Source organism: Rhizobium sp. L51/94 (assembly GCF_019355555.1).
Taxonomy (GTDB): Bacteria; Pseudomonadota; Alphaproteobacteria; order Rhizobiales; family Rhizobiaceae; genus Rhizobium; species Rhizobium rhododendri.
Genome location: NZ_CP072141.1, coordinates 2,038,050 through 2,063,569 on the forward strand (window position 1 = coordinate 2,038,050; position 25,520 = coordinate 2,063,569).

The window sequence follows — 25,520 nt, forward strand, 5'->3', positions numbered from 1 at the left end:
CCGCATGTTATTTCGCCGAAGAAAACCACAGAAGCTAACTGAAAAGCTGCGCGACATGGTCTGGCCCCGCAAGGGCTTCATGCGTCCTGTCCGCTATTTCCAGAGACGCATCGTTCGCCTCAGTGCTTCCCCGCATGCCATTGCGGCTGGTTTTACTGCAGGCATCCTTGTTTCATGGACGCCCGTGATCGGTGTACATATCGTCATCGCTTTCGTGCTGGCTTACATCGTTCGCGGCAACCTGCTTGCAGCAACCCTCGGCTGCCTTGCGGCCGGCAATCCTTTTACCTACCCCTTCATTTGGGCCATCACCTGGGAGATCGGGCACCTGATCCTCGGGCGCGATAGCGGCAACCAGGGCGGATCCATCGACCTCCCGGCGCTGTTCCACCAGCTCGACGTCTGGCAATTGTGGGATGTCGTCCTGAAGCCGATGCTGATTGGCGCCATTCCCCCTGCCATCGTCTCTGGTGTCATCGTCTACAGCATCACGTTCTACGGTGTCCGGGGCTTTCAGCGCCGCCGCAAGGCACGGCTTATGGAGCGCGCCCGCGACCGCGTCACGCTTGCAGTCGAGAATGCATCCAGCGTCTAGGCGCAAGGTATCGCGTCTACCAGGAGATCCGGCATGATCATCGGCATCGGCAGTGATTTGATCGACATCCGTCGGGTCGAAAAATCCATCGAGCGCTTCGGAGAGCGTTTCACCGGACGTTGCTTTACCGCCCTCGAACGCCAGAAATCCGACGGCCGCAAGAACCGTGCGGCGTCTTACGCCAAACGTTTCGCGGCGAAGGAGGCCTGCTCGAAGGCCCTTGGCACGGGGCTTGCCCAGGGCGTGTTCTGGCGCGACATGGGCGTCGTCAATCTCCCGAGCGGCAAGCCGACCATGCAATTGACGGGCGGAGCTGCCGATCGCCTTGCCGCGATGATGCCGGCTGGCCACAAGCCCGTCATTCACCTGACCATCACCGACGACTTTCCGTTGGCTCAAGCCTTTGTGATCATCGAGGCTGTGCCCGCGACATCCTGATGCCTTGCTTCAGTCGCTTTTCATGCGGGTGGCATTGCAGCAGTGATATGAAGCGGCTAGAGAGTGCCTGACAGTCAATTGCGCCGGTGGGGTGCAAAAAAGGAATAAGACTTCGTGTCCGAGAAAGCCGTAAAGCAGCCGAATGCCCTGTGGGAAAACGTCAAAGTCATCGTTCAGGCATTGCTCCTGGCAATGGTGATCCGGACGGTGCTTTTCCAGCCCTTCACCATCCCGTCCGGCTCGATGATGCCGACGCTGCTTGTGGGCGACTATATCTTCGTCAACAAGTTCGCATATGGCTATTCGAAGTACTCCTTACCGTTCTCGCCCAATCTCTTCAGCGGACGGATATTTGCAAGCGAGCCGAAGCGCGGCGATGTCGTCGTCTTCCGGTTCCCGCCCAATCCCGAGATCGATTACATCAAGCGCCTTGTCGGCTTGCCGGGCGACCGCATCCAGGTCAAGGACGACCTTCTCTATATCAACGGCCAGGCCGTGCCGCGCGCGCCGGACGGCAGCTTCACGTCGGATTACAAGCAGGATCCAGGCGAAGACGTTCCGGTGTTCCGCGAAACCTTCGACAATGGCAAGACGTTCGACACGCTCGACCAGTCGCCTGTGTCGCGTGGCGACAACACGCAGGAGTTCGTCGTTCCGCCAGGTCATTATTTCATGATGGGCGACAACCGCGACAACTCGCTGGATAGCCGTTTCGACGTTGGTTACGTGCCGGCTGAAAACCTTGTCGGTCGCGCAAGCGTCATCTTCTTCTCGCTGGGCAATGACACCTCCTTCCGCGAAATCTGGAAGTGGCCGAGCAACATGCGCTGGAACCGCATCTTCAAGGTCGTGCAATGACCAAGCTACAGGCACTTTCGTCGGCCGACCGTGCCAGACTTGAGGCAGCGATTGGTCACGAATTTGCCGAAAAGGAACGCCTCGACCGCGCGCTGACGCATGCCAGTGCGCGCACGGAAAAAGGTGCCAACTACGAGCGCCTCGAATTCCTCGGGGATCGGGTGCTCGGCCTTTGTATCGCCGAGCTTCTGTTCAGCACCTTCGGCAAGGCGGACGAGGGTGAACTCTCGGTTCGCCTCAATCAGCTTGTCAGCGCCGAAACCTGCGCGCAGGTGGCCGACGAGATGGAATTGCATCTGTTCATTCGCACCGGTGCCGACGTCAAGAAAACGACGGGCAAGCGGATGCTCAACGTCCGCGCCGACGTCGTCGAAAGCCTGATTGCCGCGCTCTATCTCGAGGGTGGCCTGGAGGTGGCGCGGAAGTTCATTTTGCGCTATTGGGAGGGGCGGGCCATTCGCGCCGATGGCTCCCGGCGCGATGCCAAGACAGAATTGCAGGAATGGGCCCACGCAAAGTTTGCCGTCAGTCCGGTTTACCGGATTGAAGACCGCAGCGGACCGGATCATGATCCCCGCTTCACGGTGACGGTAGAGGTGGCGGGAACAAAGCCTGAGACTGGGACAGATCGCTCCAAGCGCGCCGCCGAACAGGTGGCCGCGACCAAGATTCTGGAGCGCGAAGGCGTATGGCAGAGTTCGTCTGCCGGAAAATGACGGAAAAAATGACCGAAACTGAAGACACAAGCGCTGTTGACGGCGTGGCCGTAGCCGATGAACGCCCGACACGCTCGGGCTTCGTCGCCTTGATCGGGCCGACCAACGCCGGCAAGTCGACCCTCGTCAACCGCTTTGTCGGTGCCAAGGTGTCGATCGTCAGCCACAAGGTGCAGACGACGCGCGCGATCGTGCGTGGTATCGCGATCCACGACCGCACCCAGATCGTCTTCATGGATACGCCCGGCATCTTCAAGCCGCGCCGCCGGCTGGACCGCGCCATGGTGACGTCTGCCTGGGGCGGCGCCAAGGATGCCGACCTGATCATGCTGCTGATCGACAGCGAGCGCGGTCTTCGCGGCGATGGCGATGCCATCCTCGAAGGCCTGAAAAACGTCTATCAGCCGAAGATCTTGGTGCTGAACAAGATCGACCAGGTCAAGCATGAAGACCTGCTGGCGCTGGCGCTGGCTGCCAACGAAAAGATCCCCTTCACCCAGACCTTCATGATCTCGGCCGAAAAGGGCCACGGTTGCGACGATGTCATGGACTATCTGGCAAAGACACTGCCGGAAGGTCCGTGGTACTATCCGGAAGACCAGATTTCCGATCTGCCGATCCGTCAGCTGGCCGCTGAAATTACCCGCGAAAAGCTGTTCCTTCGCCTGCATCAGGAGCTTCCCTATTCCTCGCATGTCGAGACGGAGAAGTGGGAAGAGCGCAAGGATGGTTCGGTGCGCATCGAGCAGGTGATCTACGTCGAGCGCGATAGCCAGAAGAAGATTGCACTCGGCAAGGGCGGCGAAACGATCAAGGCTATCTCGAGCGCATCCCGCAAGGAACTCGGCGAAATCCTGGAGCAGACGGTTCATCTCTTCCTGTTCGTCAAGGTCCGTGAAAACTGGGGCGACGATCCGGCCCGGTTCCGAGAAATGGGGCTGGATTTCCCGAAGTGACCCTCACTTTGGTACTCCACCCACAGGCTTCCTAACGGCGGGTCCGGACGGTCTCGCAGCAAGTTGCAAAGTTAGCTATGAGCAAGACCGCCAATACGAATGATACCCGGACCCCATGCGAGCTTTGCCCGCTGAGGGCGAAGCCGAGTTTTCGGGAGTTCGATGCCGACGAGCTCGATTTCGTCTCGCATTTCAAGCGTGGCGAACTCGCCGTCGATGCGGGCGCGACAATCCTCGTCGAGGGTTCGCACAGCGCCCACCTTTTCACCGTGCTTTCCGGCTGGGCCTTTCGCTACAAGGTCCTGGAAGACGGTCGCCGCCAGATCCTTAATTATGTCATGCCCGGTGACCTTCTAGGTCTGCAGGGAACGATCATGGGCGAGATGCAGCACTCTGTGGAGGCACTTTCGCCGGTGACGCTCTGTGTGTTCGAGCGCGACAAACTGATGACGTTGTATAACAGGCATCCATCACTGGCATACGACCTGACATGGATCGCGGCACAGGAGGAGCGCATCCTCGATGAGCACCTGCTCAGCATCGGCCGGCGTTCGGCGCTGGAAAGGGCGGCCTATTTGCTGGCCTATCTGCATCAGCGTGTAAGTGCCATCGAGCTGTTCAGCGGCAGGACTGTGCTGCCTGTCACCCAGCAGCATATTGCCGACACTCTGGGTCTTTCGATTGTTCACACCAACAAAACGCTGAAGAAACTCGCCGAGCGCAAATTGATTCGCTGGCAGGAGCGCGGTTGCGACGTGCTGGACGGGCAAGGATTGGCCGATCTGGCGGAATGGAGCGGGATAAGCGGAGGTAAACGCCCATTCATTTGATATCCGAATGAAAATACATGTCTTTTTTAAATGCTTAACCGCAGGAAACAGCATAGGTAGAGCGGGTCGTTAATTATAGGCGTTTGCACAACTATGGTAAGATGGCCCGAAACGACTACAATAGAGGGAAGGCAAATGCCTTCCATCGACATGGCTGCGCGGAACGCCGGAGACCAAGATGAGACTTCTACTGGCAGACTGCGCTTCGCACCGGCCTTCTTGGCAAGAAAGATGCCAATGATTCCGCAGCGCGTTCTCGTTCTCGAAGACAATCTTATCATTGCGATGGAAGCGGAGGAAATCCTTCGTGAAATCGGCTCGACCAAGGTCGAGCTGGCGTCGAACCTCGACGAAGCTTTGGCAGCGATTAACCTCGGCCAATATGATCTGGCTCTTCTCGACGTCAATCTTGGCGAAGCGATGAGTTTCAATTTTGCAAGGCTCCTGACGGAGCGCGGCATCCCCTTCGGTTTCGTCAGCGGATACTCCGATACGCAGGAGTTCCCAGATGACCTGCAGGATGCGCCACTGCTGGTGAAGCCGTTCGACGAACGGGCCATGCTACAGTTCCTGGCGAAGATGTTTCCGGCCACCGTCTGAAGCGGTTCTCGTGACAGCCTGCCTGCTTTCCACTAGACTTGTGTCTTCATAGGAACGAGTGCGTCGGATGCAGTGGCAGGACCAAGCCATCATTTTGGGTATCAAGCGCCTTGGCGAATCGAGTGTGATCGCCGAGGTGATGACCCATGGCCATGGTCGACATCTGGGGCTCGTCCGCTCCGGCCGCTCGCGTTCGATGCAGCCTGTGCTGCAGGCCGGGAACCAGGTCGAAGTCACCTGGCGCGCGCGGCTGGACGAGCATCTCGGCGAATTCCGCGTCGAGCCAGTGCGGCTCCGCGCAGCCCGGCTGATGGAAACCGCGACGGCGGTCTACGGGGTGCAGGCAATGGCAGCACTTCTTCGGCTGCTGCCCGAGCGCGACCCCCATCCTCACCTCTACAACGCGCTCGACGTCATTCTGGAGAACCTGCATGATCCCGCCGATGCCGGCGAGCTTTTCGTGCGTTTTGAATTGGCCGTCCTCAACGACCTCGGCTTTGGCCTCGATCTGGCGGAATGCGCTGCGACCGGCGTGAGGGAAGACCTCGTCTACGTTTCTCCGAAGTCGGGCAGGGCCGTCAGCCGGGCTGCAGGTGCTCCCTGGGCAGACAAGATGCTGGCGCTTCCGGCCTTTCTGGCTGTCGGCAACGGCAAGGCGGCGGACGGGGAAAGTCTGGCCGCTGCGTTTCGCTTGAGCGGCTTCTTCCTCCACCGCCACGTCTACGAGCCGCGGGGCATCGATATCGGCGCAACCCGCCACGGTTTCGTCCAGTCGGCACTGAAGGCGCTGGACAGGGCAGCAGCAGCTGAGCTTGAAGAATCCCCCCAAGCGGTTCCGCTTTAGACCGGTGCGCCACTCACCGTCGCTTGAACGCCCAGCCTTCGCTGCGCTCTTCGATGATCTTCACGAGGTTGCCGACCTCGATCATGCCTTCACCACGGGGCACGGTATTCCAGCCGAACAGCGGGCCGGGGACGCGCCGGTCTGCAGACATCCTGAGGCGTCCCATGGAAGGCATCGGATTGGCGACGTCGCGAGAACCGGTGAGTTGATCCTGGGTGGTCATGATGCAGCGGGCGCAGGGTTTGACGAGATCCAGCCTAATGCCGTTGATCTCGATCGCCGCCCACCGATCCTCCTGCCACGGCTCTGGACAATCGATGACGATATTTGGGCGAAAGCGATCCATTCCGACGGGCGACGAGCCATGGGTGGCAAGGTCCTCGTTCAGGGCGGACAGCGAGCCGGTTGTCGTCACCAGGATCTGGAAGCCATCGGCAAAGGTCACAGGCGCTGCACTGCCGACCCAGGCTTCCTCCGCGAGGCGTTCCGATGCGTCGTCGAAAATCGCAAGTTTCACATCTCGGCCGAGCCAGTCGGACAAAGCCCGGTTGGTTGCCTCGTCGGCCACAGCAGCACTGACGATCGATTTCCAGATGTCCACATCGAGACGCGCGACCGGGCTGGGGCGCTGGACGACGATATCGCTCTGTCCCTCCATACGCAGGAGGAGTGATCCATTGTTGGCTTCGACGGTGATCCGGGCCAGTAGCGGCAGTTCGCGCTGGGTGATCGCTTTTCCGTCGGGAGCCACCACCATGGCGCGCCGGTCGCCGACGAGGCCGAAGGCATCGACCGCCGAGGCCTGCAACGCGGTACCGCGTGCGCTCTTCACGGGGTAGATGAACAGGTCGCTGATACGCATGGTGCCTCTCAGATTTCATCGATTAACATGGAAAGCACGGTTTTCAGACGTTCATGCCGCGTCTTGGCTATGGCCGCGCCCGTCTTCGTCTGGAACTGGTCCGCAAGTTTGAACAGCTTTGTCTCGAAATGGTCAATTGCAAAGCGCTTGTCGTCGAGCGGTCGCTGGATAGCCAACGGATCGAGCGGATCGTAAAGACCGGAGCCAAGTCGCCCGGCGATGTAGAAGCACCGGGCAGCGCCCACCATCCCGATCGCATCGAGCCGGTCGGCATCCTGCAATATTCTCGCCTCCAACGTCTGCGGCGGCAGGTTGGCGGAAAAGCTGTGGGTGGTGATGGCGTGCGCCACTGCAGCGATGTCGTCGGGCACCCACCCCATGCCCGCAAGGATGCCTGACGCCTTGTCTGCCGCAAGCGCGGAAGCCTGATGACGCAGCGGCGAATCTTTCTCGACCGAAATGCAATCGTGCAGCAACACGGCCGCGGTCAGGATACGTCCGTCGCCACCATCTACTGAGCGGATATGCATGGCGTTTTTGAACACCCGCAGGATATGAGCGATGTCATGGGAGCCATCGTCGCTATCCGTTGCATGGGCCACGAGGGAGGATGCCAGTGCACCGAAAGGAGAAAAGGCTTCCGACAGCAGGGTATCACGCATCGCCGTTCCGATCGTTTGTGGAGAATCGGCCCGATTGGACCAGGCCCGATCCTAGCTGGTCGGGGGTGGGAGACGATAGCCGTGATCCACGGCGCCATGGTTCGCAATCGTGATCTCGCCTGCCTCAGATTGCCGAATCACGTTAGTAGGGTCGTTCAGGTAGAAATCACTATGGTTAATGACCATTAACTTTTTGTTTTGACCCGGAGCGCAAATCGGTTTACTTATTAAGAAATCATTTAAATTGTACTGCGTCTAACCGACGTCGCATGAGGCGGCACCTTCCCTAGGAGGTTCCCTATGTCCCATGTATCAGTATCAACATCTTCCTATCCCTACCGTGGAACGCTTCTTCGCCTCGATGCCAATGGCGACGGGCTTCTGAGCCGTGAAGAGATTGCCGCAGATCAGCGTCCCGGCATCATGGCAACCAATGTCGACGAGCAGCCGAGCGTCAGCACCAGCAGCAGCGCGCTTGTCAGCCTGGTCGCAAAGCTGATGCAGATTCCGAGCGATGGAAATGGCGCGCCCCTGCTGGGCGGCACCGCGGACGCAGATCCCGAAAGCGATGCACAGCCCACCGACATCTACCGCAACACCTACGGCCAGTATGCCTTGGATGACATGGCTGCCTGACCCGCTTTTTCGACGTTGCCGCCGCGACTGGCGGGCGTCTCCCTTCGTTTAACGATTTCGATCTGCGTCCACCTACACCTTTTATAGCCGGCAGACATCGCTGGCCTGATTTACACGCCAGCGATGATCGCCTGGTTGTCCAGCTCCACCCGTCTTGAGCAGTTGTGATTGCGAAGGCTCTTCATACGCCGCAACCGAACCGACGTGCGCCAATGCGCCGAAGGGACGGCCCATTTATTTCCGCTACGGAGACCACGGCAATGTTGAAAACAGTTCAGTTTCCGCAAGGAATACACATTCTTGGACCGCAGGCCGCTTCTGCGCCCGGCACGGAGATCGGGAGCAGGGTCAGGCACGACGCGCTCGAAGACTATCTAGCCGAGATGCAGGCCGAAATGTCTGCCTACACGGACCCGGCCGCACCCTATGAGTTCGGCCGTTCTTTACCCGTCAATAGCGCCGTGTAGTTTGCGTCCCGATCGCGACAAGCGAGCATCAGGAAATCTCGATCTCCCTGGCATCGAGTGACGCCTTGGTCTTGCGCATCATTTCGCGGGTCGTGGTGCTCCAGCCGCCGGTGCTGACCCAGTATTGCAAAGTCACACTGATCGTTCCGCCGAGGCTGTTGACATAGGCAGTCGGCGCAGGCGTTTTCTCCACGTTGGGATCGCTTTCCGCTATCTCCATCAGCGTCGCCAGCACCGCATCGATGTCGCCTTTCGAACTGACGCCGATGGTGATCTTGTGCTTGCGGCTGGGCTCGCGGCTGAAATTGGTGATCGGCGTGTTCCAGAGCGTCGAATTCGGGGCCAGTCGGTAAAGGCCTTCCGCCGTCCTTAGCTCCGTGGCGAACAGCCCGATTTCCTTGACCGTGCCGGTGACGCTTCCCGTCTCGATATACTCGCCGACCCGAAATGGCCGCAGCACCAGCAGCATGATGCCAGCAGCTATATTCTGAAGCGTACCCTGCAGCGCCAGCCCGACGGCGAGCCCCGCAGCCCCGAGAGTGGCGATGATCGATGCCGTCTGCACGCCGAACTGGCCGAGCACGGTGACGAACACCAGGATGAGCAAGCCATAATAAAGCACATTGGTGAAAAAGCGCGCCAGTGTTTCATCGATGCCGTGGACGCGGGAAATCCCTGCGAATGCCCAGCGGCTGACGAAGCCGGCCAGGACCCAGCCGGAGATCAGCAGGATGAGCGCTCCCATGATCGAAAACGTATATTGAACGGCCAGCGCACTCGCCTGCGTCAACGCAGTCCGTGTAGCGACGATAAGGTTCGCTGCCTGATTTTCCATGATGATAGACCAGCCTTTTCTGCAATGTCGGGCGGTAGATGGAGCAATTGCCGGCCCGGTCAACCAGCCGGGTCGAGCGGCAAGACGAAAGGCATGTTGCCATCGCTTTCCGCGCCACGCCCGGCAGCCTTGACCGCTGCGACCAGTCTGCCCTGCCGTCCCAGCAATTGATCGCCAAACGCCACCAGTCTTGAATTCGGCGTTGCCTGCGGTGATGCGCGGCGAAGGCGAGCGACGAGGGCGCCATCGTCTACATCGGGATCGATTGCCAGTGCTGCGATCAGCGCTGCTGCCGGCGAACGGGAAACACCCATCCAGCAGTGGATCAGCAACGGGGCGGAGCGGTCCCAGCTTCGCGCAAAGGCGATGATCTGCTCGACATGGGCTTCCTGCGGTGCGACCAGCTTGTCATTGCCGGCAAAAGTGATGTCGTTCATGCCGAGCAGCAAATGGCGGTCGGCCGAGATGACGGCGGGCCGGTGAAAGCTGTGCTGTTCGGCCATCAGGCTTATCATCTCGCGGGCTGAGTGGCGCACAGCCATCTCGGCAATGCGCTCCAGCGGTGAAACGACGATGGCGCTCATCGTGCGGAACCCGCAGCTCTGCGTCTCTCCGCCTCCAGCGCCTCAAACCGGGCGAGGAACAGCGCTTGCGCCTCTATGGCGGGCAGGGGATCGATCGGCAGCATCTCCTGGACGATGTCGCGCGGCTGGCCGAAGAATTTCCTCGCCTCGACAGGTGTGAAACCGGCAAGAACGGTCGCTTCGAAATAGGCGGCGATGGCATCCGCCTTCTTGATATTGTCCTTGAGCAAGCGCGACGGATGGGCGGGCAGGCCGAAGCGCAGGTGGATGGCGGCTTCGAGCCGCTTTTCCACGGCCTTGTAGCCGCCACCGACCACCGCTTTGAACGGCGAAATCATGTCGCCGATGACATATTCCGGCGCGTCGTGCAGCAGGGCCACCAGCAGGTCATCAGCTGTACTCGGCACGATCCGCCGCAGAATATCCTCGACGACGAGACAATGCTGTGCGACCGAAAATGCGTTGCTGCCGGACGTCTGGCCGTTCCAGCGGGCGACGCGCGCCAGCCCGTGGGCAATATCTCCGATTTCGACATCGAGCGGCGAGGGATCGAGCAAATCGAGGCGACGCCCCGACAGCATACGCTGCCACGCACGCGGTTCTTTCGCCGATGTCACGCCGTTGCCTCGTCGGCCTTGCTTGGGAATGAAAGCCCGGACCACGCGGGCAGGGCCAATGAGACCGGCAGTTCGCCAGCAAGGATCGGTGTGTCGGTCGCCATGGCCTCTCCCGCCCTGTCGATGCGGACGATGGCTAAGCCTCTATTGGCGGAGACGGAGCCCAACGTGCCGATCGGCTTCCCGCCGGCAAGAAGAGGCGTTCCAGTTTCCGGAAGATCGGCATCAGCCGAGACCAGCACCAGCCGCTTGCGGGCGGTGCCGCGATGCTGCATGCGCGACACCACTTCCTGGCCGACATAGCAGCCCTTCCGGAAGGAGAGTCCGCCGTTCAGATCCATCAGCACATCATGGGGAAAGGCGTCCTGCAGCGAAAAGTCGATACCGGAGGAGGGAACGCCCGCTGCAATCCGCGCAGCGTCGTAAATGGCAACGGGACCGTCACCCTGGGCGCCGGGAACGCGGTGAAGTGCAATGCCCGCCTTGGCAAAGCGGCTGTCGGCATATCCGCTGTTGTCATCGTCGCCCCAGCTGACGGTCACGCCCTGCTCGTCGGAAGCCGTAATCTCGACCGCCGCCCGAAGTCGGTACATCGAAAGCCGCTTCAGCAACGCTTCGCCCTGGACGCTGTCCGTCTCGACGACAAAGCCGTCGCCGTCGCGCCAGATCATGAAGTCGAACATGATTTTGCCCTGCGGTGTCAGCAGTGCTCCCGGACGCGCTTCGCCTGCAGCAAGGGCGCCGAGATCCGTCGTGATCAGGTTTTGCAGGAATGATTCGGCATCTGCGCCGGTGATGCGCAGCAGCGAGCGATCATTGAGAAATACGGCTGGCATGGGCAATCCGTCACGTTTGTGATGAGGCCTGGAAATAGGCATGACGGGAGACGATCGCAAGTTCCCGCCGCTGGCAGGCTATTCGCTGGCCGAGAAGAACTTCCACTTGCCGTCAGGCGTGATTCCGACCCGGTAGAAATTGTAGCCACCGAATTCCAGCATGTCGGAGTAGTCGCCAGCCGTGACGATCCGCATCAGGTCGACCTTTTCCGGCGCCGTCAGTGTCTTGATGTCTTTTTCGGCGAAGTACGGCCAGACATACATTTCATTTGGCGTCCCCTGGCCGACATGGGCAAAGCCGGTCGATAGTAGGTCGAGAAGGATCGACATCACCTCGATACCGTCCTTGTCGCCGGAGAGGTCGTGAAGGGACTTGATCGGGTCTTCGCCCGGATCGTCAGCCGTTACCTGCGTCTGGTTAAGACCGCCGCCGACATTCATCAGCGGGCGCAGGCGTTCCGGATCGCCGGAGGCAGCGGCCTCGACGATGGCCTCGCGCAATTTCCGCACCGCATCAGGCGCCTTGTTGATATCAAAGAGGAATTCGACAGATTTGGTTGGAGTGCCGCTCGCTGGCGCACTGTCGCCTGTGCTCGGCGCGGCCTGGCTGTTCACCAGCGGGTCAGGCATGGGGATGCCCTTGCTGGGTGCTTCCAATGCCTGCAGGACGGGCTTCTCGCGTGGTGCAGCAGGAGCTTGCTTCACAGCATCGTTAAGGAGCGAAAATGCAAAGGCGGGTGTGGCCGACATGGCGCTTGTTGCCAGAAGCGTCGCAGCCATCACTGAAGTGACAGACTGTCGCAGAACATCGCCCATGGCACGCGGCATAAAATATCTCTTGAGGTTATTGCAGGGAACGGATCGGCGAAAACTCGCCCGACAACATGCGTTCACGGAGCGATTCGAGCAAGGCCTCGGCACCCTGTTCGCCCTGAAGGCGTATGGTTTCGCGCAAGGCATGGGCGATGGCAGCGCCGGCAATGATTTCCGGTTCGATACCGTCGGCTACACCGTCCGCCCAGGCTTCGTTCTGATATTCCAGAGCCGCCTGCATCTTCTCATGGACGATCATGTCGTCGATGTCGTTGAGGCTTGGTTCCATCATTTTCTTTAATCCTCGAGAACGCCCGGTGTACTTACTGCCCGGTTAACAAGTTTAACAGCCTTTTCCTAAAACGACACGGGTCGCTATGGAAAGAGGTTAATAAAGCGTCAATTTCCGAACCGCGCAGTTATTTCGCCAGCGAGTGTTGCACCTTCGTTACGGTACTGCTGTTCGGCGGTCATAGCCTGTGGCGTGCAATCCGTATAGACGGAAGCGAAAGATCTATAGCCACGGTTGAATGCAGCGGTCATTCGTTCCTTCCTTTTCGGCTCGTTCTTCGTCTCCGTGTCCAACAGTTTTTGCATGGCTTCGCGCCAATCTTGCGGCTCTGTTGGCGCACACAGGTGACGGAGATAGGTCACCGAGCCCAGAATTTCACCCAGCCGAAGTAGCTTATCGTCGTAGGGCGCCGGGGTCCCCGCATCTGCCGGCGGCGGATCCGGTACAGGCTCTGCCTTGGGCGACGCCGCCTCAGCCTGGATGGCGCACAGCGATAGCAACAGCGAGATGACGATGACAGGCCGGGGAATCATCGTGCCAGTTGACAGGCTGCGGAGGGTGCGAGCAAGTGGTCTGGCCGCTTCTCCCGCAATTAATGCGTTTGCGACAGCTTCTCGACGCATTCGAGAACGCTCTGTGGCACCGGCAGTGCCCTGATCTCGTCGAGCGTGAACCAGCCGACCTCAGCCGCATCGTCGGCGGCAGTGGCTACCGCATCCTCGTCGGCGCCTACCAGAAATACGGACAAAATGAAGTGGCTGTCCGCGCTGCCGTCCTTGCCAGGATGGCGAAGATCGTAGGTCGCAAAGGGCCGGGGATTGCTGACGGCAATACCGGTCTCCTCCTCGAACTCGCGCAAAGCCGTCTCGGCCGGTGTCTCGCCGGCCTCCGCCCGCCCGCCCGGAAAGGCATACATGTCCTTGGACGGAGGATTGCGGCGCAGCACGAGCAAAAACCGTCCGTCGCGCTCCAGGATCGCGGAGGATGCAGGCTGTGGGGTTGGGGTCATGGGGCACCCTGAACTGTTGACGCAATTGCTCTCAACATCGCATGCCGCAGATTATTCATCTAGCTTTGACGACACCTTCGCAGCAATGCCATATCCTAAGCCAAAAGATAATTGGCGGCATGGGTTGCGAATGATCACGTACGGGCTTTACGCATTGGCAGCGCTGGCGGAGATTGCCGGCTGCTTTGCCTTCTGGGGCTGGATGCGGCTGGGCACGCCGGTCTGGTGGCTGGCTCCCGGCATGCTGTCGCTGGCGATATTTGCCTGGCTTTTGACATTCGTGCCGAGCGAGGCGGCCGGTCGCACGTTTGCTGCCTACGGTGGCATATACATCGTTGCGTCGGTGCTGTGGCTCTGGCTGGTCGAGGGCCGGGCGCCTGACCGGTGGGATATTTCCGGTGCCGTGGTTTGCCTGGCGGGAACGTCGCTAATCCTGTTTGGCCCGCGCGGCTAGCGTGGCCTTGACCGGACCTGTGGTGAATGCAAGACAGATCTCATGTGCGGCCGATTTGCGTTGAAAGCGACGCCTGAAGAGGTGCGGGAATTGCTCGGGCTCCTTGAACTCGAGAGCTTTCCCGCGCGCTTCAATATTGCGCCGACACAGCCGATCCTCGTTGTCGTTTCCGGCGAACGCCAGGATGCCGGCAGCAACCTGCCGGATCGTCGAGCCCTGCTCGTGCGCTGGGGGCTGACGCCCTCCTGGGTCAAGGATCCCAAGGCTTTTCCCCTGCTGCTCAATGCCCGTGCCGAATCGGCAATCGAAAAGGCGTCGTTCCGTGCCGCCATGCGCCATCGCCGCGTGCTGATACCCGCCTCCGGCTTTTATGAGTGGCACAGGCCCGACAAGGAGAGTGGTGAGAAGTCGCAACCCTACTGGATACGCCCGCGCGATGGTGGCGTCGTGGTCTTTGCCGGATTGATGGAAACCTGGTCGTCTGCCGATGGCTCCGAAATCGATACCGGTGCCATCCTGACCACGGCCGCCAACCAAACGATTTCGCCGATCCATGACCGCATGCCTGTCGTCATCAAGCCTGAGGATTTCGCGCGATGGCTGGATTGCCGGACGCAGGAGGCGCGCGAGGTCGCAGAGCTGATGGTGCCGGCCGACGAAGACCTGTTCGAGGCCATCGCTGTCTCCGATCTCGTCAACAAGGTCTCCAACATGGGCCCGGAGTTGCAGATACCGATAGAAGTGCAGCCGCGCCTGAAGCCGGCGCGCAAACATGACCCGGGAGACGACCAGCTGCGCCTGTTCTGACGTACCTCTACTTCTGCTGTGGAAATCCCCCCATGCCAATTCTCTCTGCCGCTTTCTCCGGCGCTCTGCTCGGTGCCTCGCTGATCATCGCTATCGGGTCCCAGAACGCCTTCATCCTGCGCCAGGGGCTGTTGCGGTCGCATGTCTTCGTGCTTTGCCTGATCTGCGCGCTGTCCGACGCGGTGCTCATCGCCGCCGGCGTGGCAGGGTTAGGGACCGTAGTGGCCCAGTCGCCGCGGCTGATAGCCTTCGTTACCATCGGTGGCGCCGTGTTCCTGGGCACCTATGGCGTGCTGGCCTTTCGCCGTGCATGGCGGCCGCAGGCGATGCGCGCCGCCGGTGGCAACGGGTTGACGCTACCGGCAGCGATTGCGACCTGCCTGGCATTCACCTTTCTCAATCCGCACGTCTATCTGGATACGGTGCTGCTGCTGGGCAGCCTGTCGGCTGCCTATGAGGGAACGGCGAGGTTCGCCTATGGCGCAGGTGCTGCTGCGGCTTCGTTCGTCTGGTTCTTCGGGCTGGGCTATGGCGCGCGTTTGCTACAGCCGGTCTTTGCCAAACCCGCCGCCTGGCGGGTCCTCGATGCAATCATCGGTGTCGTGATGAGCCTGCTTGCCCTCAGCCTGCTCTATAAATTCTATGCCGGCGCTTAGGCGATCTTCTTGGAGGTGGCAGACTTGCCCTTCAGCATCAGATGGGCGGCAGTCACGGCCTTGAGGCCGATCGGGCGGTAGAGTGATGCGAGGTCTGTCTTGGCCGGTTGTGTCGTACTTGTGTTGACGGTGCTCATTAGGATCTCCTTCCCAGGTGGTTGTAATGCTTTCTCTTTCACGGCCAATCGTGACGAATCGGAGGCGGTGCCGATCAGCTTTTGTGAACGTGCAGCATAATCCGCGAGCCTGACGCGAGGCCTGATTCGCGAATGCCGGATCAATGAGGAGGGAGATGGCACGCCAATGCGGGCCGCCGGACAGGCTGAGCAGCCGTCAGTATCTTCAGGCGGCATCGCGAGAGAGGCGCCGATGCTGTCAGCTGGAGGTGTCAGATATGCCGGCCGATATCGTCGTTGGCGTCATCGACATCGGGGTCTGCGGGGCCGTTGATGGTGTAGGTGCCATATTTGCGCTGCCAGGAGCGGGCGCCAAGCGGTAGAGACAGGAGGTAGCCGGCCACGGTTACCACCATCACCTCCCAGGTGTAGCTCATCAGCAGTGCCACATAGACGACGACTCCGAGCATGATCGGAAGCACCAAGTCGCGGCGGATACGGCTGCCTTCGCTCTTGCCCGACCAGACGGGCAGGCGGCTCACCAGGAGGAAGCCGATGATGACGGTATAGGCTGAGGCAATGTAGCCGAATGTCTTGTCGGGCATGATGCCGAGGAAGCCGAGATAGACGGGTGCGAGCACCAGCATCGCACCCGCCGGTGCGGGAACGCCGACGAAGTATTCGGATTGCCACGGGGCCTTGTTTTCGCGTTCGGCCATGACATTGAAGCGCGCCAGCCGAAGCCCGGCAGCGATTGCATAGATGAGGGCCGCGATCCAGCCGAGAGAATGGGCCTGGTTCAGCACGTAGACATAAAGCACAAGAGCCGGCGCCACGCCGAAGTTGACGATATCGGCGAGCGAATCCATCTGCGCACCGAATTTGGACGTCGCCCGCATCATCCGCGCAACCCGGCCGTCGACTCCGTCGAGAAACGCTGCAACCAGAACCATCGCGACAGACAGTTCGAAGCGCTCCTCGAAGGCGAGCCGCACCCCGGTCAGGCCGGCGCAGATCGCCAGCACGGTAATGAGGTTGGGCACCATAAGCCGCAGCGGGATCTCCCGCAGGCGCGGGCCGCGTGCTTCTTCGTTTTCGCCGAGCGGTTCCAGCTGAGGAAATGGCGTCTTCATGTCGCGATCTCCCGGTGACGCTTAATCGCGTCGGCTGGTGGTCGGGCCTTTCAGCGACCCGAATTCGGCAATGACGGTTTCGCCGGCAATGGCCGTCTGACCAAGGGTCACACGTGGCGAAAATCCGGCCGGCAGGAACACGTCGAGGCGTGAGCCAAAACGAATGAGGCCGATGCGCTCGCCAGCCTCGATAGGCTCGTTTGGCTGGGCGAAGCAGAGGATACGACGCGCCACGAAGCCGGCAATCTGCACGACGCCGATCTGGCCGCGCACCGTATCGATGACCATGCCGTTGCGCTCGTTCTCGTCGCTGGCCTTGTCGAGTTCGGCGTTGAGGAAGTTGCCCTTGCGATAGGCGATGTTGCTGATGCGACCCCGCATCGGCGCGCGGTTCACATGGCAGTTGAAGACATTCATGAAGATCGAGATGCGCAGCATCGGCTCGACACCAAGGTTCAACTCGGCCGGCGGCGTGATCATCACAACGCTCGATACCTTGCCGTCAGCCGGCGAGATCACGAGGTCCTCATCCTGCGGCGTCAACCGCTCCGGATCGCGAAAGAAGTAGGCGCACCAGAGTGTCAGGATCAGGCCGATCCAGAATAGCGGCTTGAAAAACCACCCGAGGACCAGCGATGCCACGAAGAAAGCGGCAACGAAGACGTAGCCCTCCTTGTGAACAGGGACGATCGTATTGCGGATGGTGTTGTACAAGCTCATCGATGGCGGCCTTCCGTTGTTAGCCCTGACGCTGACTACAGGCAAAACGGGCGGCAAGCAATGCCGCCGCGACCGCCGCCCCCAGCTGATCGCGCTGGCGGCTGGCTGCTGATCAGGTCGCCGGAGAGAGACGCACGACGACGCCGAGGTCGTCGCTCTCGCGAACCTGCTTCAGATGCTCTTCCGCCTGGGTCGCTTCGCGCTGGCGGTTCCACATGGAGGCGTAGAGGCCATTCTGCTCCAGCAGGCCGGCATGGGTGCCGCGCTCGGCAATCTCGCCGCTCTTCAGGACGATGATCTCGTCGGCGCCGATGACGGTCGACAGCCGGTGGGCGATGACCAGCGTCGTGCGGTTCTTCGAGACGACGTCGAGCGCAGCCTGGATTTCTTGTTCGGTGGTCGTGTCGAGCGCCGAGGTCGCCTCGTCGAGGATCAGCACCGGCGGCGCCTTGAGAATGGTGCGGGCAATGGCCACGCGCTGCTTCTCGCCGCCGGAGAGCTTCAGGCCGCGTTCGCCGACCTTGGTCTCGAAGCCATCGGGCAGCTGGTCGATGAAATGGCCGATCTGCGCCACTTCGGCAGCAGCCAGAACAGCAGCGTCGTCGGCGTCCGGGCGGCCGTAGCGGATGTTGTAGGCAATCGTGTCGTTGAAAAGCACCGTGTCCTGCGGCACCATGCCGATTGCCTTGCGCAGGCTTTTTTGGGTGACGCTGCGCACATCCTGGCCGTCGATGGTGATTGTGCCGCTCTGGACGTCGTAGAAACGGTACAGCAGCCGCGACAGCGTCGACTTGCCGGCGCCGGAGGGCCCGACCACCGCCACGGTCTTGCCCGCCGGCACCTCGAAGGAGATGCCCTTGAGGATCGGTCGCGCCGCATCATAAGCAAAATGCACGTTGTTGAAGGCAATGGCGCCTTGGTGGATCGTCAGTTCGGTAGCCCCAGGCGCGTCGGTGACCTCGGCCTGAACCTCGAGCAGATCGAACATCTCCTCGATGTCGGTCAGACCCTGGCGAATTTCGCGGTAGACGAAACCGATGAAATTGAGCGGCACGGAGAGCTGCAGCAGCATCGAGTTGACGAAGACGAAATCGCCGACCGTCTGCGTGTGGTTGAGTACGGCGAAGGCCGAGAAGATCAGCATGACGGTGGTGCCAAGACCGAAGATCACGCCTTGGCCGAAATTGAGCCAGCCGAGCGACGTCCAGACGTCGGTCGCGGCCTTCTCGTAACGCGCCATCGACTTGTCGAAGCGCTTCGCCTCCATCTCCTCGTTGCCGAAATATTTGACAGTTTCGAAGTTCAGCAGCGAATCGATGGCCTTGGTGTTGGCGTCTGTGTCGCTGTCGTTCATCGTGCGGCGGATCGAGATGCGCCAGTCGCTGGCCCTCACCGTGAACCAGATGTAGATGGTGACGGTGACGGCTGTTATGGCGAGGTAGGAAAATCCGTAGCCCCACCAGAAGATCGCCGCCGTCAGCAGGAATTCGACAAAGGTCGGAACCGTGTTGAGGATCGTGAAGCGGACGATGGTCTCGATGCCCTTGGTGCCGCGCTCGATGACGCGCGAAAGGCCGCCGGTCTTGCGCTCCAGGTGAAACCGCAGCGACAGCTGGTGCATGTGCACGAAGGTGCGGAACGCCAGCTGGCGCACGGCATGCTGGCCGACGCTGGCAAACAGCGCGTCACGCAACTGGTTGAGGGCGAGCTGGATCAGCCGGGTGACATTATAGGCAATGACGAGGGCAACGGCGCCCATCATGAAGTTCGGTACGATGCCGTTCAGGTCCATCTTGCCGTTCAGCGCGTCTATCGACCACTTGAAGAAATAGGGGACGAGCAGGAGCACGAACTTGGAGATCAGCAGGAAGACCGAAGCCCAGACGACGCGCATCTTGAGATCGGTGCGGCCGGCTGGCCACATGTAGGGCCACAGATTGAGGATGGTGCGGAACGGATTGCTGGCATCCGCCGAAATCGTCTTCTTGCCGTCTGCCATGCAACTCTCCCGCATCACCGGGGATCTGGAGTGCCGGTCAGATCCGGTCGATCACGCGGTGTAAAAATGCCGCTGGTCTGCATGGCTTCACAAGCCATGCCGGCCGGGGCATCCGGCGCACGCATATACTATTCGATAGCCGTTCGAAAAGTTTTATGATCACTTTAACGCGAAGGAGCGGGCGAAAATTCTACCCGGCCCATTCCCGACGCAAAACCAAGGCGATCAGCCTAGAGATGCTTGCCCGACATACGCTGGCGATGCAGCTCTTCCGAATTCGGCAAGGCGTCTTTTGGCAGCCCGAACACCTGGCCAGGCAGGATGCGGTCGGGGTTGTGGATCTTGTCCTCGTTGGCAAGATAGATCGTGGTGTACCGCACACCCAGTCCATAGGTTCGCCTGGAGATCTGCCAGAGCGTATCGCCCTGGCGGATGATGACGGCATTCTTGTTGACGGCAAGCGGTGCCTGTTCGTAGGTTTTGACGCCGGAAGTATCTGTTCCGGCGGCCGGAGCAGGTGCTGCAGCGACCGATCCTGCTGCAGGTTTCAGCAGCGGCGAGATCAGCTGGTCGAGACGGGCGATTACCGCACCGACTGCCACGGGATCGCGCGGCAGCGGCTCCAGCAGGGCAAGTGCCTTGCCAGCGCCGTCGGATGCAATGGACGATGCCTGTTTCAGGGCCGCACTGGCATCGATGGCGGGGCGGAAATCGCGTAGCCCCTTCAGGGCGAACTCCGTGCCGGAGCGGGCTGCGGCGAGCTGTTCGTTGCCCGGCATCTGGCCACCCTGGAAAAGGCCCTTGAGCAGCGCAAAGGCGCGCCCGAGATCGCTGCGCAGCTTGCCGAGCTGCCCCTCGTCGAGCGCTCCGGCAGGGGCCGGGTTAACGGCGGCGGCGGCCGGCGACTGGGCGGCAACTGTCAGCTGGCTTCCTTCCGGACGGTTGAAATTGACTGCCGTGCGCACGATGACCTTGCCGTTGGCATCCAGGCCATCGACGCGGATCTTGTGATCGCCGACCGCCAATGGCATGGCGCCGTCGATGACGAAATGGCCGTCGCCGCCGGCCGTGCTCTCGCCGATCTGCTTTTCGTCGGCGTAGGCGCGAACCTTGAGGTTGGCGCGCGTGGCTCCGGCGACGAACAGATGGTCGTTCTCGACCTCGACAGCGCTGATGACCAGTCCTGCATGATCGGTGGTCGCCGATGGTGTGCCGGCATCGGCTGCCGTTGCGGCAGGATCGGCCTGCGCCGTTGCAGGTGAGGTGAGGGCATCAGGCGCTGCCGAAGGAGCCGGCGTCGCCGCCGACTTGGTGGCCGGTGCCGTGACACGCGGCTGCTTGGCTTCCGGAGCGGTCATGATGCGGCTTGCCTCGCCGGGCTTGGTGACCATCGCCAGCAGTTGCGAAGACCCATCCTTGGGAATGGATACGGTTGCAGTCTCCTCGGAGACGACGGATGTACCGTCCTTGCCAGTCGATTTCAGGGTGATCTCGTGGTCGCCGGCGGGAAGTGGACTGTCGAGCACGGCAGCGAAATCGCCTCCCGGCCCGACTTCGGTCGAGTTGATCACCTTGTCGCCGTCGATTATGTCGAGCTTGGTGCCTGGCGCGGCACGGCCGGCGATGACGGTCGAGCCATCGGGTTCGACGCGCAAAACGTCGAAGGCCGGCTTGATGGGCGCTGCTGGCGCCTGCGCCAGCGGTGTGGGATCGCCGAGCAGCACCGCGCGTGCGCGGTCGATTGCGGCAACGGCGTCGGCGATGTTTTCCGGAAGCGCCTTTATGACGGCCAAGGCCTTGTTTGCCCCCTGATGCGACTTGTCGATCAGAGTTGCGGTCGCCGGATCTGCATTGTCGGGTTTCGCGACATCGACGATTGCTTGCAGGCTATTGATTATCTTGGTCTTTGCGGCATCGAACACATCCTCTGTCGGGCCCTTGCCATCGGCAAACAGCGCCTTCAGCTCGGCAAGCGAGGTGGTGGCCTTGTCCTTGAGGGCGCCGATCATGACGGCGATGTCAACGGGTGCCGGCGAAGGTGCCGTTGCCGGTGCGGCCGACTTGGCGGCTCCATCTGCAGCGGGCGGCGTCGCATCTGCCGTCTTCGCCGGAGTATCCGCCGGTTTCGCGGTGTTGTCGGCAATGATGTTGCCCACCTGCGAGCTTGCCTGGTTGATGGCATCACCGATCGGCTTCTTGTCGCTGCCGATGCGCGGCAGCACGAAGAAGACCATCAGGATGGTCGCAATTACCAGCACCAACAAGGCCAGCAATCCGGCGCGGTTCTTCATCATCAAGGTCTCCAGGCGGCATCGTCGTCGCAGTTATAAAAATTGCTAACGATTTCCGCTGCTTTTACAAGCTTGCTCAGCTATTTCCGGGGAATGAGGCACAGGTTTTCCGTTAAATTTCTTGACTGGGCATCTGCTGCATTGTTGTTTGCAGGCATGAATCAAGAATCTTTGCCAATTCAATCCATCTGCGTCTATTGCGGCTCCCGCCCCGGACGTGACCCTGCCCACATGGAAGCTGGCCGTGCGCTGGGCAAGGCGATTGCCGAAAGCGGCCTTCGCCTCGTCTATGGTGGCGGTACAAAAGGCATCATGGGTGCCGTTGCCTCCGGCGTGCTATCCAACGGCGGACAGGTGACCGGTATCATCCCGGAATTCCTCGTCGACATGGAAGCGACGCGCCATTCGCTTGGCCAGCTCGACGAGTTGATCATCACTCCCGACATGCACACCCGCAAGCACCGGATGTTCGAGCGGGCGGACGCCTTCGTGGCATTACCGGGCGGCATCGGGACACTTGAGGAAATCGTCGAGATCATGACCTGGGCGCAGCTCGGCCAGCACGAAAAGCCGATGGTCTTTGCCAATATCAACGGGTTCTGGGATCCGATGATGGAGCTGATCCGTCACATGACCGGCGAGGGCTTCGTCCACACCGCCCACAGGGTCCAGCCGATGGTCATCGATTCCGTCGCCGATATCGTCCCCGCGGTTCTCGCCCACGCTGCCGAGACGAAGGCCGGTCGGGCCGGCGACGAGAACGTGATTTCCAAGATGTAGACCGGTGGCGGGCTCAGCGCCCGCGGTTGTTTTTCAGCATCGACCACGTGTAGAGCACGAGCCCGGTCCAGATCAGCGGGAACGCAATCATGCGGGCCGTGCCGAGCGGCTCATGGAAAACGAACACGGCCAGCAGGAAAACCATGGTCGGCACGATGTACTGCAGGATGCCGATCGTCGATAGGCGTAGCAACTTTGCGCCGTTGGCATAGATCATCAAGGGCAGGGCGGTGACGAGGCCGCAGCCGGCCAGCAACATCGTATCGTTCATGCCAGTAGCATAGAGATGGCCCTGGCCGATGCTTTCGAGATAGATGATGTAGCCGAGTGCCGGCAGGCTGAGCAGCAGCACTTCCAGGAAAAATCCCTGGTTCGGCCCGACCGGCAGCGTCTTTCGGAAAAAGGCGTACAGCCCCCATGACAGCGTCAGCAGCAGCGCCACCCAGGGTGGGCGCCCGGCATCCACCGCGAGGATGACTACGGCGATAGCGGCGAGCAGGATCGCGACCAGCTGCGGCACCGAGATCTTCTCCTTCAGCAGCAGCGCCCCAAGCGCGATGCTGAACAGCGGATTGATGAAATAGCCGAGTGCCGCATCCAGCGAGTGGCCATTGCCGATCGCCCAGACATAGGTCCCCCAGTTGATCGTCACCAGCAATGCCGTCATCGAGGCCAGCGCGATGGTCCGAGGGCTCCTAAGCGCCCCCTTCAGGTCGCCCGTCCGCCCGAGGAACAGCAGCACGGCGCCCGCCACCGGCACCGACCAGACGATACGATGGGCGATGACCTCGGCTGCCGGGATATGGGCGAGCGCTTTCATGTAGAGCGGCAGTATTCCCCAGAACAGATAGGCCGCCAGCGCAAAGGCAAAACCGCGCGGACTGTCTTCGTTCTTCACCAGGGTGGCAGTTGCATCGGCAGCCATCGGATGTTTCCATATTTTGTTGTTATGGTCCGATTAACCGATGCGCCCGCACTTCACCAATTCATTTCCTTGACGGACCTATTCGTGGCGCTCACTCTGCGGCGATCTTGCCGGCCATATGGCGGTTCTTCATCAGCTTGTAGACGACCGAATCCGTCAGTGCTTCGAACGAGGCGTCGATGATGTTTTCGGATACGCCGACCGTCCACCAGCGCACCCCGTCGCTATCGTTCGATTCGATTAGCACCCGGGTGATCGCCTCGGTGCCGCCATTGAGAATACGCACCTTGAAGTCGGCGAGCACGAGGTCCTCGATCTCGGCCTGGTATTTGCCGAAATCGCGGCGCAGCGCCAGGTCGAGCGCGTTCACCGGCCCGTCTCCCTCCGCCACCGACATGATCGTCTTGCCGTCGATGATCAACCGCACCACGGCCTCGGAGACGGTCTTCACCCGCCCGTGCGAATCGAAGCGCCGCTCGACCATCACCCGAAAGCCGTCGATCGAGAAGAATTCGGGGATGGTGCCAAGTGTGCGGCGGGCCAGGAGCTCGAAGCTGGCGTCGGCACCCTCATAGGCATAGCCGAAGGATTCCCGTTCCTTGACGATCGAGATCAGTCGATCGAGTTTCGGGTCGTCCTTGGAGACGGCGATACCGCGCCGCTTCAGCGCATTGATGAAATTTGCTTTTCCGCCCTGATCCGAGACCATCACCTTGCGAAAATTGCCGACGCTTTCCGGCGGCACGTGCTCGTAGGTGCGCGGATCTTTCAACAGCGCCGAGGCATGGATACCCGCTTTGGTCGCAAAGGCCGAACCGCCGACATAGGGTGCCTGGTGGTTCGGCGACCGGTTCAGCAGTTCGTCGAAGGCATGCGACAGACCGGTCAGCCCAATCAGCCGTTCGCCGTCGATGGCGGTTTCGAAGCGGGTGTTGTAGGCGCTCTTCAGCGCCAGGGTCGGGATCAGCGTCACCAGATCGGCATTGCCGCAGCGCTCGCCGAGCCCGTTCAGCGTGCCCTGGATCTGCCGCACACCGGCCTCCACGGCTGCCAGCGAATTGGCCACCGCCTGGCCGGTGTCGTTATGGGCATGGATGCCGAGCGCCGTGCCGGGCACGCCCTCGGCAATAACAGCCTCGACGATGGCGCGGATTTCCGATGGCTGCGTGCCGCCATTGGTGTCGCAGAGAACCACCCAGCTGGCCCCTGCCGCGTAGGCAGCCCTGGCGCAGGCCAGCGCATAACCGGGATTGGCCTTATAGCCGTCGAAGAAGTGTTCGCAATCGACCAGCGCTTCCTTGCCGGCGCCGACAGCCGCCTTGACGCTCTCGGTGATACAGTCGAGATTTTCCGCGTTCGAGATCCCGAGTGCGACCTCGACATGGTAGTCCCAGCTCTTGGCGACGAAACAGATGGCATCGCCGCTCGCCTGCAGCAGGCCCGCAAGCCCCGGGTCGTTGGACGCCGAGACGCCGGCCCGCTTGGTCATGCCGAAGGCGACGAAGGACGCATTTTTTGTGCGCTTCTGGCCGAAAAAGGCCGTGTCGGTCGGATTGGCGCCGGGATAGCCGCCCTCGATATAGTCGAGCCCGAAATCGTCTAGCAGGCTCGCAATAGCGATCTTGTCCTCGACCGAGAAATCGACGCCGGGGGTCTGCTGGCCGTCGCGCAGCGTCGTGTCGAAAAGATAGATGCGCTCTTTCATGGGAATGGCCATTCGGTCGTATCGTGATCGGGATGTTGATGGGGGCGTCGATTGAGAATTTCCTCGGGCGAGGCGGTGCTGGAGATCGACGGCAGATGCGGCTGCGTATCGAACCAGGGCACCTTGCTGCTCGTCCAGTGCTGCCCGTTCGGCTCAACTTTGGCCGGATTATCCAGGCTGCCGATCGATATGTCGATCTGATCGCTGCCAACAGCCTTGAACGTCAGGGGAGTGCCGCATCGCGAGCAGAACCCGCGCTCCGCAGCCTCTGAACTTCTATAAGAAGCGGGCAGGCCTCTCGACCACTCGAGATCGTCGGTGGCGACGGTGAAAAACGGCCACGAGATCGATCCGACGGCCTTTTGGCACATCCGGCAGTGACAGATCGCCTGGTGGCTGATCGCCCCCAGTACCCTGAAGCGGATCGCGCCGCATTGGCAGCCGCCAGTTAGAATGTCTCGCATGCCTTCCTCCCTCGCGCCCG

32 protein-coding genes are annotated in these 25,520 nt (G+C 61.0%); 14 read left to right on the forward strand and 18 right to left on the reverse strand.

The annotated features are described in order from the left end of the window. Positions 1 to 4: 4 nt before the first annotated feature. The 8 genes from J5274_RS09945 (at position 5) to recO (ending at position 5,837) form a co-directional block, all read left to right on the forward strand. The gene (locus J5274_RS09945) at positions 5 to 595 is read left to right on the forward strand and encodes a DUF2062 domain-containing protein (RefSeq protein ID WP_111220404.1); all 591 of its coding nucleotides are present in this window, start codon (positions 5 to 7) and stop codon (positions 593 to 595) included. A 33-nt stretch (positions 596 to 628) separates the two neighbouring features. Then, positions 629 to 1,033: a holo-ACP synthase gene (gene acpS, locus J5274_RS09950; RefSeq protein WP_142829771.1), complete on the forward strand. Its 405-nt coding sequence runs from the start codon at positions 629 to 631 to the stop codon at positions 1,031 to 1,033. Positions 1,034 to 1,147: 114 nt separating this feature from the next. Next, the gene (lepB, locus tag J5274_RS09955; RefSeq protein ID WP_142829769.1) at positions 1,148 to 1,891 is read left to right on the forward strand and encodes a signal peptidase I; all 744 of its coding nucleotides are present in this window, start codon (positions 1,148 to 1,150) and stop codon (positions 1,889 to 1,891) included. Then, positions 1,888 to 2,607 carry a ribonuclease III gene (gene rnc, locus J5274_RS09960; protein WP_142829767.1) on the forward strand — a complete coding sequence of 240 codons (720 nt, stop codon included), beginning with the start codon at positions 1,888 to 1,890 and terminating at the stop codon, positions 2,605 to 2,607. The genes lepB and rnc overlap by 4 nt, the downstream gene beginning before the upstream one ends. Positions 2,608 to 2,615: 8 nt before the next feature. Next, complete coding sequence (gene era / locus J5274_RS09965; RefSeq protein ID WP_142829766.1) at positions 2,616 to 3,563, forward strand: GTPase Era; 948 nt, start codon at positions 2,616 to 2,618, stop codon at positions 3,561 to 3,563. Positions 3,564 to 3,640: 77 nt separating this feature from the next. Next, positions 3,641 to 4,393 carry a Crp/Fnr family transcriptional regulator gene (locus J5274_RS09970; RefSeq protein WP_142829764.1) on the forward strand — a complete coding sequence of 251 codons (753 nt, stop codon included), beginning with the start codon at positions 3,641 to 3,643 and terminating at the stop codon, positions 4,391 to 4,393. A 231-nt stretch (positions 4,394 to 4,624) separates the two neighbouring features. Beyond that, positions 4,625 to 4,993 carry a response regulator gene (locus tag J5274_RS09975; protein ID WP_374108578.1) on the forward strand — a complete coding sequence of 123 codons (369 nt, stop codon included), beginning with the start codon at positions 4,625 to 4,627 and terminating at the stop codon, positions 4,991 to 4,993. A gap of 67 nt (positions 4,994 to 5,060) precedes the next feature. Continuing rightward, positions 5,061 to 5,837, forward strand: a complete 777-nt coding sequence (gene recO / locus J5274_RS09980; protein WP_142829762.1) for a DNA repair protein RecO — start codon at positions 5,061 to 5,063, stop codon at positions 5,835 to 5,837. A 13-nt stretch (positions 5,838 to 5,850) separates the two neighbouring features. On the opposite strand, the gene J5274_RS09985 is transcribed toward recO, so the two are convergent. Further along, a complete protein-coding gene (locus tag J5274_RS09985; protein ID WP_142829760.1) occupies positions 5,851 to 6,699 on the reverse strand; it encodes an MOSC domain-containing protein in 849 nt (282 codons plus the stop codon). Between the two features lie 8 nt (positions 6,700 to 6,707). Further along, positions 6,708 to 7,361: an HD domain-containing protein gene (locus tag J5274_RS09990; protein ID WP_161990955.1), complete on the reverse strand. Its 654-nt coding sequence runs from the start codon at positions 7,359 to 7,361 to the stop codon at positions 6,708 to 6,710. 300 nt (positions 7,362 to 7,661) lie between these two features. On the opposite strand from J5274_RS09990, the gene J5274_RS09995 reads away from it, so the two are divergent. Both J5274_RS09995 and J5274_RS10000 read left to right on the forward strand, forming a co-directional pair. Continuing rightward, positions 7,662 to 7,997 carry a hypothetical protein gene (locus J5274_RS09995; protein ID WP_142829758.1) on the forward strand — a complete coding sequence of 112 codons (336 nt, stop codon included), beginning with the start codon at positions 7,662 to 7,664 and terminating at the stop codon, positions 7,995 to 7,997. 260 nt (positions 7,998 to 8,257) lie between these two features. Then, on the forward strand, positions 8,258 to 8,464 hold the full coding sequence (locus J5274_RS10000; RefSeq protein WP_142829756.1) for a hypothetical protein: 207 nt from the start codon (positions 8,258 to 8,260) through the stop codon (positions 8,462 to 8,464). 28 nt (positions 8,465 to 8,492) lie between these two features. On the opposite strand, the gene J5274_RS10005 is transcribed toward J5274_RS10000, so the two are convergent. From J5274_RS10005 to J5274_RS10040, 8 genes are all read right to left on the reverse strand, one after another. Beyond that, positions 8,493 to 9,299 carry a mechanosensitive ion channel family protein gene (locus J5274_RS10005; protein WP_142829754.1) on the reverse strand — a complete coding sequence of 269 codons (807 nt, stop codon included), beginning with the start codon at positions 9,297 to 9,299 and terminating at the stop codon, positions 8,493 to 8,495. Positions 9,300 to 9,358: 59 nt separating this feature from the next. Continuing rightward, positions 9,359 to 9,883, reverse strand: a complete 525-nt coding sequence (locus tag J5274_RS10010; RefSeq protein ID WP_142829752.1) for a tyrosine phosphatase family protein — start codon at positions 9,881 to 9,883, stop codon at positions 9,359 to 9,361. Next, positions 9,880 to 10,500, reverse strand: a complete 621-nt coding sequence (locus tag J5274_RS10015) for an HD family hydrolase (protein WP_142829751.1) — start codon at positions 10,498 to 10,500, stop codon at positions 9,880 to 9,882. Before J5274_RS10015 ends, J5274_RS10010 begins: the two co-directional genes overlap by 4 nt. Next, positions 10,497 to 11,336: a folate-binding protein YgfZ gene (locus J5274_RS10020; protein WP_142829749.1), complete on the reverse strand. Its 840-nt coding sequence runs from the start codon at positions 11,334 to 11,336 to the stop codon at positions 10,497 to 10,499. The genes J5274_RS10015 and J5274_RS10020 overlap by 4 nt, the downstream gene beginning before the upstream one ends. Positions 11,337 to 11,414: 78 nt before the next feature. Further along, positions 11,415 to 12,164: a hypothetical protein gene (locus J5274_RS10025; RefSeq protein WP_142829747.1), complete on the reverse strand. Its 750-nt coding sequence runs from the start codon at positions 12,162 to 12,164 to the stop codon at positions 11,415 to 11,417. A 16-nt stretch (positions 12,165 to 12,180) separates the two neighbouring features. After that, positions 12,181 to 12,438 carry a hypothetical protein gene (locus J5274_RS10030; RefSeq protein ID WP_142829924.1) on the reverse strand — a complete coding sequence of 86 codons (258 nt, stop codon included), beginning with the start codon at positions 12,436 to 12,438 and terminating at the stop codon, positions 12,181 to 12,183. Between the two features lie 110 nt (positions 12,439 to 12,548). After that, complete coding sequence (locus J5274_RS10035; protein WP_142829922.1) at positions 12,549 to 12,974, reverse strand: TIGR02301 family protein; 426 nt, start codon at positions 12,972 to 12,974, stop codon at positions 12,549 to 12,551. A gap of 59 nt (positions 12,975 to 13,033) precedes the next feature. Continuing rightward, positions 13,034 to 13,450: an NUDIX hydrolase gene (locus tag J5274_RS10040; RefSeq protein WP_142829745.1), complete on the reverse strand. Its 417-nt coding sequence runs from the start codon at positions 13,448 to 13,450 to the stop codon at positions 13,034 to 13,036. A 133-nt stretch (positions 13,451 to 13,583) separates the two neighbouring features. Between J5274_RS10040 and J5274_RS10045 the strand changes: the two genes are divergently transcribed. Genes J5274_RS10045 through J5274_RS10055 form a run of 3 tightly spaced genes read left to right on the forward strand, consistent with a single transcriptional unit; the run spans position 13,584 to position 15,367 of the window. Continuing rightward, positions 13,584 to 13,904: a YnfA family protein gene (locus tag J5274_RS10045; protein ID WP_142829920.1), complete on the forward strand. Its 321-nt coding sequence runs from the start codon at positions 13,584 to 13,586 to the stop codon at positions 13,902 to 13,904. Positions 13,905 to 13,946: 42 nt separating this feature from the next. Continuing rightward, entirely contained in the window at positions 13,947 to 14,711 is a 765-nt protein-coding gene (locus J5274_RS10050) for an SOS response-associated peptidase (RefSeq protein WP_142829743.1), read from the forward strand. A gap of 38 nt (positions 14,712 to 14,749) precedes the next feature. Further along, complete coding sequence (locus tag J5274_RS10055) at positions 14,750 to 15,367, forward strand: LysE/ArgO family amino acid transporter (RefSeq protein WP_202617158.1); 618 nt, start codon at positions 14,750 to 14,752, stop codon at positions 15,365 to 15,367. On the opposite strand, the gene J5274_RS10060 is transcribed toward J5274_RS10055, so the two are convergent. From J5274_RS10060 to J5274_RS10080, 5 genes are all read right to left on the reverse strand, one after another. Further along, on the reverse strand, positions 15,364 to 15,504 hold the full coding sequence (locus J5274_RS10060) for a hypothetical protein (RefSeq protein ID WP_162854772.1): 141 nt from the start codon (positions 15,502 to 15,504) through the stop codon (positions 15,364 to 15,366). The two genes, J5274_RS10055 and J5274_RS10060, sit on opposite strands and share 4 nt — an antisense overlap. Before the next feature lie 251 nt (positions 15,505 to 15,755). Next, complete coding sequence (gene pssA, locus J5274_RS10065) at positions 15,756 to 16,616, reverse strand: CDP-diacylglycerol--serine O-phosphatidyltransferase (protein WP_142829739.1); 861 nt, start codon at positions 16,614 to 16,616, stop codon at positions 15,756 to 15,758. Positions 16,617 to 16,637: 21 nt separating this feature from the next. Continuing rightward, positions 16,638 to 17,336 (reverse strand): phosphatidylserine decarboxylase, encoded by a 699-nt coding sequence (locus tag J5274_RS10070; RefSeq protein ID WP_142829737.1) that lies wholly within the window; start codon positions 17,334 to 17,336, stop codon positions 16,638 to 16,640. Between the two features lie 112 nt (positions 17,337 to 17,448). Next, positions 17,449 to 19,335 (reverse strand): ABC transporter ATP-binding protein/permease, encoded by a 1,887-nt coding sequence (locus J5274_RS10075; protein WP_142829735.1) that lies wholly within the window; start codon positions 19,333 to 19,335, stop codon positions 17,449 to 17,451. Between the two features lie 230 nt (positions 19,336 to 19,565). After that, positions 19,566 to 21,629, reverse strand: a complete 2,064-nt coding sequence (locus J5274_RS10080; protein WP_219274582.1) for a LysM peptidoglycan-binding domain-containing protein — start codon at positions 21,627 to 21,629, stop codon at positions 19,566 to 19,568. Positions 21,630 to 21,782: 153 nt separating this feature from the next. Here J5274_RS10080 and J5274_RS10085 point away from each other — a divergent pair, with 153 nt between their 5' ends. After that, entirely contained in the window at positions 21,783 to 22,406 is a 624-nt protein-coding gene (locus J5274_RS10085) for a TIGR00730 family Rossman fold protein (RefSeq protein WP_142829731.1), read from the forward strand. Positions 22,407 to 22,419: 13 nt separating this feature from the next. Here the strand turns inward: J5274_RS10085 and rarD are convergent, their stop codons facing one another. The 3 genes from rarD to J5274_RS10100 form a co-directional block, all read right to left on the reverse strand. Next, a complete protein-coding gene (gene rarD / locus J5274_RS10090) occupies positions 22,420 to 23,331 on the reverse strand; it encodes an EamA family transporter RarD (protein ID WP_142829729.1) in 912 nt (303 codons plus the stop codon). A 91-nt stretch (positions 23,332 to 23,422) separates the two neighbouring features. Continuing rightward, positions 23,423 to 25,036, reverse strand: a complete 1,614-nt coding sequence (gene cimA / locus J5274_RS10095; RefSeq protein ID WP_142829918.1) for a citramalate synthase — start codon at positions 25,034 to 25,036, stop codon at positions 23,423 to 23,425. Further along, positions 25,033 to 25,500, reverse strand: coding sequence for a GFA family protein (locus J5274_RS10100; protein WP_142829727.1), 468 nt, complete (start codon positions 25,498 to 25,500; stop codon positions 25,033 to 25,035). The genes cimA and J5274_RS10100 overlap by 4 nt, the downstream gene beginning before the upstream one ends. Positions 25,501 to 25,520 lie beyond the last annotated feature (20 nt).

What these genes read in the sequence shown, in the direction of transcription:
- J5274_RS09945 (WP_111220404.1), top strand. Translation starts at nt 5, where the DNA reads ATGTTATTTCGCCGAAGAAAACCACAGAAGCTAACTGAAAAGCTGCGC.
- acpS (WP_142829771.1), top strand. Translation starts at nt 629, where the DNA reads ATGATCATCGGCATCGGCAGTGATTTGATCGACATCCGTCGGGTCGAA.
- rnc (WP_142829767.1), top strand. Translation starts at nt 1,888, where the DNA reads ATGACCAAGCTACAGGCACTTTCGTCGGCCGACCGTGCCAGACTTGAG.
- era (WP_142829766.1), top strand. Translation starts at nt 2,616, where the DNA reads ATGACCGAAACTGAAGACACAAGCGCTGTTGACGGCGTGGCCGTAGCC.
- J5274_RS09970 (WP_142829764.1), top strand. Translation starts at nt 3,641, where the DNA reads ATGAGCAAGACCGCCAATACGAATGATACCCGGACCCCATGCGAGCTT.
- J5274_RS09975 (WP_374108578.1), top strand. Translation starts at nt 4,625, where the DNA reads ATGCCAATGATTCCGCAGCGCGTTCTCGTTCTCGAAGACAATCTTATC.
- recO (WP_142829762.1), top strand. Translation starts at nt 5,061, where the DNA reads ATGCAGTGGCAGGACCAAGCCATCATTTTGGGTATCAAGCGCCTTGGC.
- J5274_RS09985 (WP_142829760.1), bottom strand. Translation starts at nt 6,699, where the DNA reads ATGCGTATCAGCGACCTGTTCATCTACCCCGTGAAGAGCGCACGCGGT.
- J5274_RS09990 (WP_161990955.1), bottom strand. Translation starts at nt 7,361, where the DNA reads ATGCGTGATACCCTGCTGTCGGAAGCCTTTTCTCCTTTCGGTGCACTG.
- J5274_RS09995 (WP_142829758.1), top strand. Translation starts at nt 7,662, where the DNA reads ATGTCCCATGTATCAGTATCAACATCTTCCTATCCCTACCGTGGAACG.
- J5274_RS10000 (WP_142829756.1), top strand. Translation starts at nt 8,258, where the DNA reads ATGTTGAAAACAGTTCAGTTTCCGCAAGGAATACACATTCTTGGACCG.
- J5274_RS10005 (WP_142829754.1), bottom strand. Translation starts at nt 9,299, where the DNA reads ATGGAAAATCAGGCAGCGAACCTTATCGTCGCTACACGGACTGCGTTG.
- J5274_RS10010 (WP_142829752.1), bottom strand. Translation starts at nt 9,883, where the DNA reads ATGAGCGCCATCGTCGTTTCACCGCTGGAGCGCATTGCCGAGATGGCT.
- J5274_RS10020 (WP_142829749.1), bottom strand. Translation starts at nt 11,336, where the DNA reads ATGCCAGCCGTATTTCTCAATGATCGCTCGCTGCTGCGCATCACCGGC.
- J5274_RS10025 (WP_142829747.1), bottom strand. Translation starts at nt 12,164, where the DNA reads ATGCCGCGTGCCATGGGCGATGTTCTGCGACAGTCTGTCACTTCAGTG.
- J5274_RS10030 (WP_142829924.1), bottom strand. Translation starts at nt 12,438, where the DNA reads ATGGAACCAAGCCTCAACGACATCGACGACATGATCGTCCATGAGAAG.
- J5274_RS10035 (WP_142829922.1), bottom strand. Translation starts at nt 12,974, where the DNA reads ATGATTCCCCGGCCTGTCATCGTCATCTCGCTGTTGCTATCGCTGTGC.
- J5274_RS10040 (WP_142829745.1), bottom strand. Translation starts at nt 13,450, where the DNA reads ATGACCCCAACCCCACAGCCTGCATCCTCCGCGATCCTGGAGCGCGAC.
- J5274_RS10050 (WP_142829743.1), top strand. Translation starts at nt 13,947, where the DNA reads ATGTGCGGCCGATTTGCGTTGAAAGCGACGCCTGAAGAGGTGCGGGAA.
- J5274_RS10060 (WP_162854772.1), bottom strand. Translation starts at nt 15,504, where the DNA reads ATGAGCACCGTCAACACAAGTACGACACAACCGGCCAAGACAGACCTC.
- pssA (WP_142829739.1), bottom strand. Translation starts at nt 16,616, where the DNA reads ATGAAGACGCCATTTCCTCAGCTGGAACCGCTCGGCGAAAACGAAGAA.
- J5274_RS10070 (WP_142829737.1), bottom strand. Translation starts at nt 17,336, where the DNA reads ATGAGCTTGTACAACACCATCCGCAATACGATCGTCCCTGTTCACAAG.
- J5274_RS10075 (WP_142829735.1), bottom strand. Translation starts at nt 19,335, where the DNA reads ATGGCAGACGGCAAGAAGACGATTTCGGCGGATGCCAGCAATCCGTTC.
- J5274_RS10080 (WP_219274582.1), bottom strand. Translation starts at nt 21,629, where the DNA reads ATGATGAAGAACCGCGCCGGATTGCTGGCCTTGTTGGTGCTGGTAATT.
- J5274_RS10085 (WP_142829731.1), top strand. Translation starts at nt 21,783, where the DNA reads ATGAATCAAGAATCTTTGCCAATTCAATCCATCTGCGTCTATTGCGGC.
- rarD (WP_142829729.1), bottom strand. Translation starts at nt 23,331, where the DNA reads ATGGCTGCCGATGCAACTGCCACCCTGGTGAAGAACGAAGACAGTCCG.
- cimA (WP_142829918.1), bottom strand. Translation starts at nt 25,036, where the DNA reads ATGAAAGAGCGCATCTATCTTTTCGACACGACGCTGCGCGACGGCCAG.
- J5274_RS10100 (WP_142829727.1), bottom strand. Translation starts at nt 25,500, where the DNA reads ATGCGAGACATTCTAACTGGCGGCTGCCAATGCGGCGCGATCCGCTTC.